Below are 13,406 nucleotides of genomic sequence, written 5' to 3'. Positions count from 1 at the left end.
AAAAGCTATCCTTTTCGTAAAAAATGTCCGGTACCCGGGGGTACGGTGATCCCTTTATCCGCGTCGTAGATAATGTGTCCACGAAGCAGGGTTTTCATGATTTTTCCCTCGAAAGTCAGCCCTTCAAAGGGTGTGATTTTCCCCTTGGAATAAAACTCTTTCCCCCGGATACGTGTTGTTTTGTCCGGATCCAGGAGGATCAGGTCGGCATCTTTTCCCGGTTCGATGGATCCTTTCCGGTCAAAGAGTCCGTACCGCTTTGCCGCATTTTCGGCGATGACCTTCAAAAATCGGTCCAATGGCATTTTCCGCCGGACAAGTCCTTCAGAATAGAGATACGGGAAAAGCGTTCCTGTACCGGGAATGCCGGAATAATCGGTCCAGGCAGAGCCGGTGTTTTTCTGGGAAGCCGGGGCAGGGGCGTGGTCGGAAGCTACAAAATCCAGAATTCCCGTCATCAGGTGTTTCCACAGCTTTTCCCCGTTTCCCGGGGATTTGACCACAGGCGTGGTTTTCAGGGCGCCGCCGATTTCCTCAAAATCCTCCCGGGAAAATTCCAGGTAGTGGGGACAGGTTTCGCCGGTCACAAAGGGTTTACCTGCCAGGTATTCGGCTGCTTCTGCCGTGCCGATGTGGACAATATGAAGAGATCCCTTCGCGGCCTGGGCCAGATCCACGGCATGTTTTACAGCGATCAGTTCTGCTTCTTCCGGCCGGGAGGCGTAAAAGTTCTGCCAGTCCGAACCCTTTTCCCGCTCTGTCGCTTCATAGCGGGTTACCGTATCGTAATCTTCCGCGTGGAGAAGGACAGGGCGTTTGACTTTAGCTGTGCTTTTCAACACATGGGTGAATTGCTCAAAAGTCAGCCGGCGAAATGTATCCATCCCCGATATAAAATAGGTTTTAAAACCCAGCACATGCGGGGCCAGTTCTGAGATGTTTTTGTCAGGATCATTCTCAAAACACTGTCCCGAAACACCGCCAAAGAAGGCAAAATCCACCACACTTTTATTTCTGACGGCATCCAGTTTTTTGTGGAAATTTTTCAGTGTTGTCACAGGAGGGATGGAGGTACAGGGCATATCGATAACGGTGGTTACGCCACCGGATGCGGCAGTCCGGCTTCCATGGGTAAAATCCTCCCGTTCCGTGTATCCCGGATCATTAAAGTGGACATGGGGATCGATGGCTCCGGGAAAGATCAATAATCCTTCCGCATCAAAAATATCTTTTCCCGAAAGATTGGAACCGGTACGGACAATTTTACTGTCTTCGATCTCAATATCCAGGGGGAGAAAGGATTTTTCGCCGGGAAGGGCGATATAACCGTGTTTGATAATCAAAGCTTACCTGCTTTCTTTAACGCTGTGTAGACTTTATCCGGTGTAAAAGGTGCCTGAAAAAGGCGGACACCCACGGCATCGTAAATGGCGTTGGCGATGGCGGGCATGGACACGTTGATGCCGATTTCCGCCACTGATTTGGCGCCGAAGGGACCTGTTACTTCATGGGATTCCACGATATGGGTTTTCATTTCCGGCAGATCCGCCGCAGTAAATATTTTATAATCCTTAAAATGGGCGTTGATCAGATTTCCTTTAGACGTGAAAACGTACTTTTCCGCCATGGCATAAGAGAGTCCGTTCACCACGGCACCTTCCACCTGACCTTCTGCAAGAACCGGATTGATAGCCTGTCCGCAATCCACGGCTGTGACCACCCGGATCAGATCCACCTTTCCGGTGCGTTTATCCACATCCAGTTCCACAAAATGGGCAATAAATGGTGGCGGGGATTCAGGGGCGGTATGGGATGCGGAAGCCTGTATCTGGAACTGGTCCTGTGTGTAGAGGGCGAAAATGGCAATGTCGGATAATGAGACCGCTTCACCTGTCTTCCTGTTTTTTACGGATTCTTCCGCCAGAACAAGGTCTTTCCGGTTCCAGCCTTTCATGGTAACAGCCACATCAAAAATCTGTTCGCGGATTTTTTCAGCACATTTTTTTACAGCCCTGCCGGAAATGTAGGTGGTGGAGGAAGCATAGGCGCCCACATCAAAGGGTGTGCGGTCCGTATCGGACGAGAGGACGATGATTTTATCCGGTCCCACGCCCAAAACCTCTCCGGCGATCTGTGCCAGGATGGTGTCAGAGCCGGTCCCGATATCGGTAGCACCCACATCCAGGTTAAACGACCCGTCGTCGTTGATTTTCATGGAAGCGGCCCCCATGTCGATGAGGGGAATGCCCGATCCCTGCATGGCCACGGCGGCCCCGATTCCCCGGACCTTGTCACCATTGGTTATCCGTTTACCCCGTTTTTCCTTCCAGCCGATGGCCCTGGCGCCCCAGTCCAGACAGGCATCCAGTTTGCAGGATTTCACTGTCTGGGTCACGCCTTCCGTCCCCTCGCCGATGGCTTTGAAAACTTCGGACGTTTCCCCTTCACGGATATGATGTTTTTTCACAAAATCGATAAAATCCACATGGAGTTTTCGGGAAATGATATCCAGGTGCTGATTCAGGGCAAAATAACCCTGGGTGGCGCCGTATCCCCGGTAAGCGCCGCCTACGGGAAGATTGGTGTAGACGGACCGGCCCAGAAAATGGAGGTTTTCAATTTTATTCAACAACGGCAAAACCTTGGCCCCGCAGTTGGAAAGAACCGTCAGGGCGTGGGTTCCGTAAGCCCCGGAATTGAGAAGGGTGTTCATATCCAGGAAAGTAATTTCCCCATTTTTTTTCACACCCATTGTCAGGCGGGTTCGGACAGGGTGGCGGGTTCTGGAAGAGCGGAAGACTTCCTCCCGGGAAAGAATCAATGTAGCCGGCTGTTTCAGTTTGATGGTGGCCCAGGCTGCCAGTTGTTCAAGCATTACCTCCTGTTTGGCACCGAATCCGCCGCCGATACGGGGTTTCACGACCCGGATTTTCGCCAGGGGGAATTCACAGACTTTGGAGACAATCCGGCGGACATGAAAAGGGACCTGGGTGGATGAAATGATAACAAGGCGGCCCATCTCATCGAAAAAGGTTTTCACGGAATGGGGCTCAATGGCACAGTGGGAAGCGTAATGGGCATGATACGTTTCATCCACAATGAAATTGGCTTCCGATTCGCCTTTCTTCAGATCGCCAAAGTCGATTTCCACTTCCGCCGCCAGGTTTTTATCCGGATCATAAGTCACAGGAATGGCTGCATGGTGATCCGGTCCGTGAAGTTTGGGTGCATCGGCCTCCATGGCCTTTTCCGGATCAAATAGCGGGTCGAGGATTTTGTATTCCACCCTGATCTTTTTCAGGGCTTCCCGGGCTTCTTTCAGGGTTTTTGCTGCCACCATGGCCACTTTATCCCCCACAAAGCGGACCTTTTTATCAAAGAGAACCGTGTCATAGGGAGAGGGTTCCGGGAATCCCTGTCCGGCCGTGGTATGAAGGATGGGTTTGACATTTTTATAGTGGAAGACACCCATCACTCCGGAGGATTTTCGGGCTTCCGAGTCGTCAATATCCAGAATTTCGGCATGGGCATGGGGAGAGTAGAGAAGGGCCAAATGGAGAGAATCCTTCACGGCGAAATCATCGGTAAATTTATGGTTTCCCGTGGCCAGGGAGAGGGAATCGATCTTCAGTTCAGCCTTGCCGATGCGTGTATATTTTTTCATGGTATTATTCGTTTCCTTGCGTTTCCCGGAGTCTTTGGGCTGCCCGTTGAACTGCTTCGATAATTTTTACATAGCCGGTACAGCGGCAGAGGTTTCCGTCCAGGGCATTCTTGATCTCTGCTTCAGAAGGATCAGGATTTTCCCGGAGGAGGGCGTATGTTGCAGTGATCATTCCCGGTGTACAGAATCCGCACTGGACCGCTCCGGCTTCCACAAAGGCTTCCTGGATGATATGGGGTGTGTGCAGGGTGCCGATACCCCGGACCGTGGTGATGGTTTGTCCCGTTACCGAAGCCGTTAAAACCTGGCAGGAATTCACCGGTTTGTCGTTCAGGAGGATCACGCAGGCACCGCAGACCCCTTCCAGGCAACCGTTTTTCACTTCCATATAGCCGTGATTTCGCAGAGTGGTTAACAGACGTTCATCCGGCTCAAAGGTAAAGGTCCGGGCACTTCCGTTTACGGTAAATTCTGCTTTCATGATGTGACTCCTGCCAGACCGGCGATCATGCGACCCAATTCGATAGAGGCCTTTACAGCCAGATATTCGGGATCGGTCCCTGCTTTATTCCCAAAGGAAAGCTGGCACCGTTTTTCAACTTCCGGAATCTTCACGGATTTTAAGGATTGTCCTTTGAGCCAGGTTTCCATTTCCTTCATCCGGGTGAATTTTGTTCGGGTCCCTACGGCAATGAGCCGGGCGTGGGAGATCCTCTCCTTTTCAACATTCAAAACCACTGTCAGGTTGAACAGGGGCATATCCCGCTGTGTCCGGACCTCCCGGTAATGGGCACACAGACCGCATTCCAGGGGGATTTTAACGGATGTGATCACCGTGCCGCTCCGGAGTTCTTTTTGTGTGAGGTAATCCTCTACGGAATATTCCCCCCGGGATTTTCCTTCCAAAGCCAGGCGGGCATCCAGGGCCATGAGCGGGCCTGTCAGATCGGACCAGGGCGGTGCCATGGCCAGTGTACCGCCCAGGGTAACCCGGTTCCGGAGAGGTGTACTGGCGGACTGGTGCAAAGAGTGAACCAGGAGATGATCCGGATTCTTTTTTTTAAAGTAGGATACCACATCGGCATAGGTACACAGACTGCCGAAGGTAATGAGGCCTTTTTCGGAATGAATGGTTTTCAGGGGGAGTTTGTTCAAATCCACAAGACCCTGTACCCCTTTCAGGTTGCTCATCAGCAAGCCGGTCCCCCCGCTGTGAAGAAAAACCTTATCCGATTCAGAAAGTCCGGCGGCCTCTGCCGGGTTGTCGGGATAATACCACGTAATTATTTTCATAGTCTTGAAATTTCCGTTGAATTTGGGGGAATGTCAAGGGACAAGTCGGCAGTGGGCAGTAGACAGTCGACAGTCGGCAGTCGTCAGTCAATAGTCGAAAGTCGAAAAGTCGATTGACTAGATTGGTTTGATTGATTTGATTGACACACCAGGAGCGAAGCGACGCTAATTTCTAACTTCCAGGTGATGATTGCTTGCCCCGTGAAAAGGGACAAGGCAGTGACGAGTGACAAGTAACAAGTGGTTTTTGTGGGATAATTATTGTTTAGTGTGATGAATATTAGTATATGTTAGTTAATTGTGTAAAATGGGGATTTATTTTGAAATCACACAAAGATTTGGATGTTTGGAAAAGAAGTATTGCATGAGTAACCAGGATATACAGGATAACGAAAGCATTTCCAGATGATAGGAAATATGGTATGATCCGTCGGATACAACGATCTGTGGTTTCAATTCCATCCAACATTGCCTTCTGCTCTGGCAGTTTATCGGAACTGGAGACACAACTCACCTCACATCGTCTCGAGTACATTTCAGGAGAATTATTAGAAACATATTTAAAAGAGATTCTTGAATTCAAAAACATGGATATCGACCTGATTCGTTACCTTTCCCGCCAATAAATACCTTTCCCTCAAACCCCCTTGTCACGCGTCACGCGTTACGAGTCATTTTTTCAGTCGGCAGTCGACAGTGGACAGTGGACAGTCGGCAGTCAAGTAGTGATGAATGAGAGTCGCAAGATTTTACGTCTGTATGATAAGTAGCCGCTTCTTACATTTTCAACGCGAGTCTAATAAGTTGTTGTAAATCGGATTACAATGCTTTTTAGGACGTAGTAAGATAACATGATAGTGTGTTTAATAAATCAGGGATCTTAGTAAATTTATAAAAATAGTATCTATCAATCAGGATCATATTTCCCTGAATTGATGCGATATTCATAACGTAACTCCAGATAGTTTAAATAACTTTGATGAAGATCAATTTTATTCTGCACTATCAGGCGTCTGATTTCAATATAATTTTCAAAACTGACAAGGCCTTGTTCATACCGCTTAGATTCATATTCAAATATTTTATCGTAGATTTTTTGATTTTCCTGAATCATTAAAATATCCTTTTGGGTTTGTTTAAATCTACGAGTCAGATCTTCCAGCCATTGATTCCATTCCTGATAATAGCTGTTGATATCCTCCTGCATTTGATTAATTTGAACCTGTTTTTTCTCTATGTGGGTTTTATTGAGAAAAATGTTGGATAGGTTCAATGAAAGATTGACAGAGGCGCTGGCATTCCAGTTTTCATCCCATGCTGACCACACATCGGCTATTTCAGTCCCACTTCGAAAATATCCCATACTGATACCAATATCAGGGAGTGTTTTTCGTTTGATGTTTTCCATCTCTTTGTATGCAATATCGATGTTTTTCTGAATTGTTTCGATAGCCGGGAGCCTGTCTGGCAAAGAAAAATCAACTTCATTCATTACTGGAACCGGGTTTATATGGTTAAGTGTATGAGTCTCTAATCCATAGTTGTTCTCAATAATTCGCATTAGACTGAGGACCTCTTGTTTGAGATGATCCGTTCGATTGAGTTCGTTGCTTATTTCTGCTGAAAATTTCCAGCCATTCACTGCTGAAAGGCTGCCGGACTCAATTTTTTTTTCTACCAATTCAAGTTGACGATTTAAATCTTCTATCTCCTTTTCATTCAGCCTGGTTTGAAAAAGGAGTGACTCTAATTTCAGCAAGTCTTTGATTAATTGTAATAGATGAACCCTGTAAACAGATATATATTCGTAACGGCTTTTCAACACCTTCATTTCCTGAATATTCAAATTTCTTCTTTTTTCTCCCCACTGAACAAGATAGTACGATAATGAGACTCCCATTAAATGACTTTGATATTTTTTCCCCTCCTGAAGAAAGATATCTCCGCCCAATTGCACCTTTCTGGCTCCCTGTATCATGCTGCTGCTGCTAAGGGAGAGATTTATTGGAGGAATATAATCAAAATAAAACTCCATTTTATCAAGCTCTGACATTTTAATATCCATTTTGGCACGTTTTACGACAGGATTTTTTTCCATTGCACCGGGAATAAGACTGTCAAATGGCAACGAATCATCAATCCCGGCTAATGAAGAAATTCCAATCAAAATCAGCCATATTATACATGTAAATTTTTTTGTCATAATTCGTTTCCTTTGTTATATCTAAAAACTCGAATATTCCAGCTAACCAGTCTGTGAAAAATGTGATAAAAAATGGGAATGATAGTAATTGTAAAAAGTGTGGAGCTAATCAGACCTCCGATCATGATAAAACTTAATTCTTCAAGTATGCCTGCCAAAGCCGTGTTACCTGTTTTTAAAAACAAGAGCGGGAACAATCCTCCGATTGTTGTAATGGTTGTGATTAATATTGGACGGATTCTTTCAATGGAAGATTGTAAAATAGCCTGTTTCAAATGAAGGTTTTTCATTTCCAATTGAGAAATTCTCTCCACAAGGACAATTGCATCATTCACGACAATGCCAATTAATAGAACAATACCAATATATGAGTCGGCTGAAAAACTTCTGTTAAAAAACAGATATAGAAGAAATACGCCGATAAGTGAAAAAGGGACACTTAAAAAAATGACAAAAGGTTTCCATAAAGAGTTATACAAGATGGTCATAATGATATACACACCCAGTATGGCATAAATGATCAGACTATTGAGTGATTTTTTTTCCTGATGAGTTAAATATGTCCATTCTTCTTTTTCCAGAATGTAGCCTGGAGGAAGCTTTATGCTTTCCAGCAGTGATTGAACATGTTTGTCATTAAGTTCTCCGGGGCCGCGATAATTCCAGGCAAGAGTAAATTGGAATTGCTGATTTTTTTTATCTATCCATTCGATTTTCTTTTCCGGTTGTATATTTGCTAATAAAGAGAAGCTTGCAGACTTACCATTGCTGAATTGAAGTGTACTCTTTTGAATAGCATCCAATTCGGGTAATTCTCTAGTGGCTGACATTTTTACCGGTACCTGTCGGCCACCGATCGACAATTCACTTTGCCAGAAATGATATGGAAATAACTCAAAAAACGCATAATATGCTGTCTGTATGGATATATTATTTTTCCATAAATACCCAACATCAATAGCATACCGGTAATGATGTGTTTCATTTTGAAGATTCCACAGATTACGCACTGAAGGCGTGATGATCGTCTCGCCAACACGGGGATCGGTCTGGGCCAATGTGAGAATACTTTTAGATAATTCCCATAATTTATCATAGTCCGGACCGGATATCTTAAGCTGAGTATTGTACATTGTATAGATTTTGTATCCACCGTTCGAATAAGGCTCAGGGAAAAAGCCGCTGATAAAAATTCCTACACCGGCATAATCCACGGCCTGGCCAATCAGTCTGGATTCAATCTGATACGGCAGTATTTGATTTTTTAGGGTGTCCGGATATTGGATAATCAATGAAGCCCATCCATTCCGCTGATCAATATAGGTTTTGATTTCAGCATGAGTATCGAAATTCATTACAATTTTTTCAAATGATTGTGTCATGGCATCAAGCGTGGTAAGGGTCACTCCCTTTGGCGCCGTGATATTTACTCTTGTTTCCGGTATGGCAGATGTTGCCTGATAATTTTTTCCGGTCTCAATATTTTTAAAAAAAATCAGAAAAATCAAAGCAAGCAAACTAAGTGAACCTATGGAGAAAACAAGGGAATATTTTAGCATAAAAGCTAAAATCCTTCGGTAGAAAGAATAATATGAATGCCGGCTTCTTTGGTGAGAATTAAATTTTTCCGGGCTGTATAAATAGGAAGCTGGAATAAATACAACTGAAATCAACAGTGAAGAAAACAGAGTAAATCCAAGGACATAAGCCATTGAATGATAATAATTCCCGAGTCTTTCAACCAGAAACAGCAAAGAAAAAAAGACAAAAAGTGTTGTGGCTGAAGATGCTACCAGAGGTGAAAAAATTTCAAGAGTTCCACGCAATGCGGAAATATAAGGGCGCTTTCCCAGATGATTGTAATGTTGAATATTCTCTATTATGACCACGGCATTATCAACCACCATTCCCAAAACCAGGGCAATGCCGGCTAATGTTAAAATATTGATGGTAGATGAACTGAAATAAAGAAAAACTGATGTTGCGCATAATGTGAGAAAAACTATCGTTAGAATTAGCAGAGCGGGGTAAAATTTCCGGAATACGAAATACAGGATTAGAAAAATCACACTCATTATAATAAAGAAACGAATACCAAATGCCACGATTTCATTCCGCAGTTCCTCTGACTGATCTTTTGTGATAACCAGTTCTGTTGATATCGGCAATTCAGACTGTATCTGATTAATTGTTTGTCTTAGCTTTTTAGAAAACTCCAGTGCATTCTCATATGGTTTCTTGAATACCTGAACAGTAATCAATGCCATGCCGTTTCGTCTTGAAAGAGAATAAGAAGGCTGGTACTCAAACGTTATGTCGGCAATTTCATTGAGTGTCAGCCCAGGTTTGATGTATATATCCAATATTTGATGGAATGATTGAGGCCGATTGTCAAATAGCAGCATACGGTTTGAATTGTCAGATTTAATCCGTCCAAGGCCCATATAAGTAAATTGCGTATGAATCTGTTCATAGATTTCTTTAGCAGACAGTGCGTATTGATTCAATTTATCAGGATTCAGATGAATTGCCACATAACCAGAAGAGCCTCCAAAAATTTTTATATCACTGACGCCTTCCAAAGATTGAATCCTCGGTGCAATGTTTTGATCTGTTATTTGCCGTAATTGATTCAATTCATAGGGACCATTGATCTGGAATTCAATAAAGGCTTCAGAAAATTGTTTCCGCTCTTCTTCGTTTTCATACAAAACCTGGATGCCGATGTCGGCTTCATCTGGTATAATACCTGTTTTTTGTAGATGCCAGATTTTCTCCCGTACATGGATATGGTAATACTTTTTATTCTTATCATCCGGAAAGCTCAGAGTGACAAAGCTTTCTGAATCAGTTGTTGAACTTCTGATATCTATTAAATCTCTGATTCTGACACAATGTTCTTCGATCGGCGATGTGATACTTTTTTGAATAATTTCTGCCGTCTGTCCGGGCCATAAGGCATTTATTTGTATTTTATAGGTGCGATCCTTATTGCCGCTTTCAGATATCGGTCTGATTTCTATGGGGATATGTATGAAAGAATTCAATCCAATAAGAACTATAATCGCCATTGCAATCAAAATACTGACAGGATGTTTTAAGGAGAATCTAAGAAATCTTATCATGATTGTTTTCAAATAATTCAAAAAATACAGGGGTAATAAAAAGTGTAAAAAAAGTCGTTAAAGTCAGTCCGCCTATAACAGTTACGGCAAGAGGCTGATTGATTTCAGAATTCCCTCCATATCCCAGCGCCATTGGGAGCATTGCCATTATTGTCGTCATAGTCGTCATTAAAACAGGACGAAATTTTACTTTGCTCATACTCAAAATTGCTTCTCTTACTGTTTGTTGTTCTTCTGTTCGCATTTTCAACATGTAATCCAGTTTAAGGATGGCATCATTTACACCGATACCGATAAGCATCACAATTCCGATAAGAGATATGACATTCAAAGATCCACCCGTCAGCAGCAGGGCCAGAACTGCCCCGGCAAATCCGACAGGAACCGTCAGCATGATATTCAGCGGATGTAATAATGATTCAAACTGGGCGGCAAGTAGTAGATATACAATCAGGGTGGCAAGGATAAATGCCTTGAATAATTCCATCAAGGATGTCGCTGTTTCCATACTTTGCTCAGCGATAAAAATATTAACAGATTCTGAAGGATTTTCACGAATCCATCGATTTATTTTTCTGATGAGTGGAACCATTTTTGTCATAGGGACGTCTGCTTCTACCGAAATAACTCTCTTTTTATTAACATGTTTTATTTCGTTTATTACATATTCTTTCTCAATGTCAAAGAGCTGTTCGTTTCTTAATGCAATGGTTCCAACAGGATGACTCTGATTCATAAAGTCAGGTAATGAAGTATATTCTTCCCCTTTACTTTTCAAAACAATTGGGAAATTGTCATCGCCAAATGCCCACACAGTGATTTTTTCTCCGATATTCATTATTTTCAGGCGCTGCGCTGAAAGTGACGGACTAATAGGATATTTAGCAATCATATCATCCTTAAAAACAGCCTTTAATGCCGGCTGGTATTTACCCCGATTGATCTCAACATTTTCAAGTTTCTGATTTTTCTCCATCCACTCTCTGAAACGGCTTGCTTGTTCAAGTTTTTGTTCATCATCGGTGCCTTGAAAATAAATACAGATATTTTTTGATTCTTGAGTAACGATTTCCTGTCTCAATGCCGTGGTTCGATATGATTGAAAGGAACTCACAGGCAATGTTATAAGATTTTGCCAATCCATCCTTCGGAATTCAACTTCATCCATGTTGTGCAGAAGTTTCAACTCAAAAACTATGGTATAAAATCCCGGTGTGAGAGTAACAATATCAGGGCCTGAATCATCGCCTGACCTGGGATCAAAGGTTTTGGCATAGACTCCCTCAACAGCAGGATGACTCAATAGTTGGTCGATGGTTTTTTGAGTTTCTTCATATAAGACAGAATAGGGTATATCATCCGGAATATCTGTACTGAGGACTGCCCGGTTCGATGGAATATCAGGCCAATATTGTTTGGATAATTGTGTGTTCCAGCCAATAATGACAATTACTCCCGTGAATAAAAGCAGGAAAAAAAGCCGGGATTTATGATTTAGAAAATAGAAAAGCCCACGGTGATACGCGGCTTCACTCTGTTGGTATAATTGGTCGAATGCAGAAATAAACCGGGTAAATAAATAACGAAATGGGTGTGATAAGACCCGGACATGAGGGGTTATTCTTTTTCTAAAGCATACGATAAAATTGATTCTGCCACCGGTTTTGATTTGATGTGGTTTCGAGAAGGAAAAACTCAGTTTATATAAAGCCGGAATAACATACAGTGATATCAGCAGTGAAACCAACAAGGTATATACGATTGCCCAGGCCTGATCTTTAAAGATAATGGAGATATATCCATCAATATACACAACCGGGAAAAAAATGGATATTGTAGTCAAAGTTGAGGCAAATACAGCCAACTTTACACGCTGAATTCCTTTGTAGATGCTCTTATCAGGCTCATTTGGCAGGTAATGGCGATGCACGGAATCGAGTATCACGATACCATTATCCACAATTAGACCCACTGCAAGCGCAATTCCTCCTAAGGTCATAAAATTCAATGAGATACCCTGAAAATAGAAGAGTATGAACGTTATAGTCAGGGTAATTGGAATCATTAACAGTAATAGCAGAGCATAACGGCTTTTCTTGAAAAACAGACAGATAGTAAAAAAAGCAAGGATGCTCCCAAGCAGGATAGACTGGTTTAAACTGCTGATTGCTGTGGAAATAAAAGTACCCTGATCTGAAATAATTTTTATTCTTATATCTTTGTTTTGAGTAAGAATCACCTTCAATTCTTCTCGTGTTGATTGAGCTGCCTGAAGAGTATTTGATCCTGCTTCTTTATATACATTTATTGTTACAGCTGCTTCTTTGTCAGAAAAATTATTACCGGAAAAGGGGAGAGTACTCAGGTTTATTTCGGCAATATCTCCCAATATGAGAGGGATGCCGGAAGGATTGGGAATGGGGAGTTGCAACATGTCCTGTAAATTCCGTACGGGAAACTCCACTGTTAATTTATGAATGGCATATCCTGATTTAACATCGTATGAAAAGGATTTCCCCGGTAAATTTTCGATAATTGCTTTTTGTATATCATCATACTTCAGCTTGTAGAGTTCCAATTGTTGATTATCTATGGTAATCTGAATTGCCTGTTCGGGCATGCCGCTAATCGTAATACCGGCAACGCCATTCAGTTGCGACAATCTGGGTTTGATAACATCCTCTGCAAAATTGGATAAAGCGATCAGATCCATATCACCGGCGAGGGTAAAACGAAGCACGGGCAAAGAGGAAGGATTAAAATCCATGATTGAAGGTCTATCCATACCTTTTGGGAATTGATCCATTGTCTCGTCAATTTTTTCCCGAATTCGGAGAAAGGAATAACGGACATCACTTTTCCATTTGAAGCGTAAAGTAATAATACCAAGTTCATCCCGTGACCATGAGACCATTTCTCGAATTCCCTCAATGCCCGATAGTGCCTCTTCCAAAGGTTGGATAACCTCTTTCTCCACTTCTCTGACACTGCTTCCAGGATACTTGCACAAAATCAAAAACTCAGGGTATTCAATGTCCGGTAAAAAGCTGTACTGGAGCTGGCGTCCTGACTGAACTCCGATAAGTATCAATGCCATAGTAATCATCAAAACGGAAATTGG

General features: G+C 43.0%; 8 protein-coding genes. 1 reads left to right on the top strand and 7 read right to left on the bottom strand.

The genetic code is table 11. The features are described from left to right. Positions 1 to 5: 5 nt before the first annotated feature. From allB to strainIA91_RS10570, 4 genes are read right to left on the bottom strand one after another with little or no spacing between them, the layout of a single operon-like run. The gene (allB, locus tag strainIA91_RS10585; RefSeq protein WP_400166746.1) at positions 6 to 1,343 is read right to left on the bottom strand and encodes an allantoinase AllB; all 1,338 of its coding nucleotides are present in this window, start codon (positions 1,341 to 1,343) and stop codon (positions 6 to 8) included. Continuing rightward, entirely contained in the window at positions 1,340 to 3,664 is a 2,325-nt protein-coding gene (locus tag strainIA91_RS10580) for a xanthine dehydrogenase family protein molybdopterin-binding subunit (protein ID WP_400166745.1), read from the bottom strand. The genes allB and strainIA91_RS10580 overlap by 4 nt, the downstream gene beginning before the upstream one ends. 4 nt (positions 3,665 to 3,668) lie before the next feature. After that, a complete protein-coding gene (locus tag strainIA91_RS10575) occupies positions 3,669 to 4,145 on the bottom strand; it encodes a (2Fe-2S)-binding protein (RefSeq protein WP_400166744.1) in 477 nt (158 codons plus the stop codon). Next, a complete protein-coding gene (locus strainIA91_RS10570) occupies positions 4,142 to 4,957 on the bottom strand; it encodes an FAD binding domain-containing protein (RefSeq protein ID WP_400166743.1) in 816 nt (271 codons plus the stop codon). The genes strainIA91_RS10575 and strainIA91_RS10570 overlap by 4 nt, the downstream gene beginning before the upstream one ends. A 377-nt stretch (positions 4,958 to 5,334) precedes the next feature. Between strainIA91_RS10570 and strainIA91_RS10565 the strand changes: the two genes are divergently transcribed. Further along, positions 5,335 to 5,583, top strand: coding sequence for a four helix bundle protein (locus strainIA91_RS10565; RefSeq protein WP_400168263.1), 249 nt, complete (start codon positions 5,335 to 5,337; stop codon positions 5,581 to 5,583). 281 nt (positions 5,584 to 5,864) lie between these two features. Here the strand turns inward: strainIA91_RS10565 and strainIA91_RS10560 are convergent, their stop codons facing one another. The 3 genes from strainIA91_RS10560 to strainIA91_RS10550 are packed head-to-tail and all read right to left on the bottom strand — an operon-like array spanning position 5,865 to position 13,382. After that, the gene (locus tag strainIA91_RS10560; protein ID WP_400166742.1) at positions 5,865 to 7,160 is read right to left on the bottom strand and encodes a TolC family protein; all 1,296 of its coding nucleotides are present in this window, start codon (positions 7,158 to 7,160) and stop codon (positions 5,865 to 5,867) included. Further along, on the bottom strand, positions 7,157 to 10,297 hold the full coding sequence (locus tag strainIA91_RS10555) for an efflux RND transporter permease subunit (RefSeq protein ID WP_400166741.1): 3,141 nt from the start codon (positions 10,295 to 10,297) through the stop codon (positions 7,157 to 7,159). Before strainIA91_RS10555 ends, strainIA91_RS10560 begins: the two co-directional genes overlap by 4 nt. After that, positions 10,269 to 13,382 (bottom strand): efflux RND transporter permease subunit, encoded by a 3,114-nt coding sequence (locus strainIA91_RS10550; RefSeq protein ID WP_400166740.1) that lies wholly within the window; start codon positions 13,380 to 13,382, stop codon positions 10,269 to 10,271. Before strainIA91_RS10550 ends, strainIA91_RS10555 begins: the two co-directional genes overlap by 29 nt. Positions 13,383 to 13,406 lie beyond the last annotated feature (24 nt).

Source organism: Candidatus Neomarinimicrobiota bacterium (assembly GCA_041154365.1).
GTDB classification, from domain to species: Bacteria; Fidelibacterota; Fidelibacteria; order Fidelibacterales; family Fidelibacteraceae; genus Fidelibacter; species Fidelibacter multiformis.
This window is presented reverse-complemented; position numbering and strand designations above follow the sequence as displayed.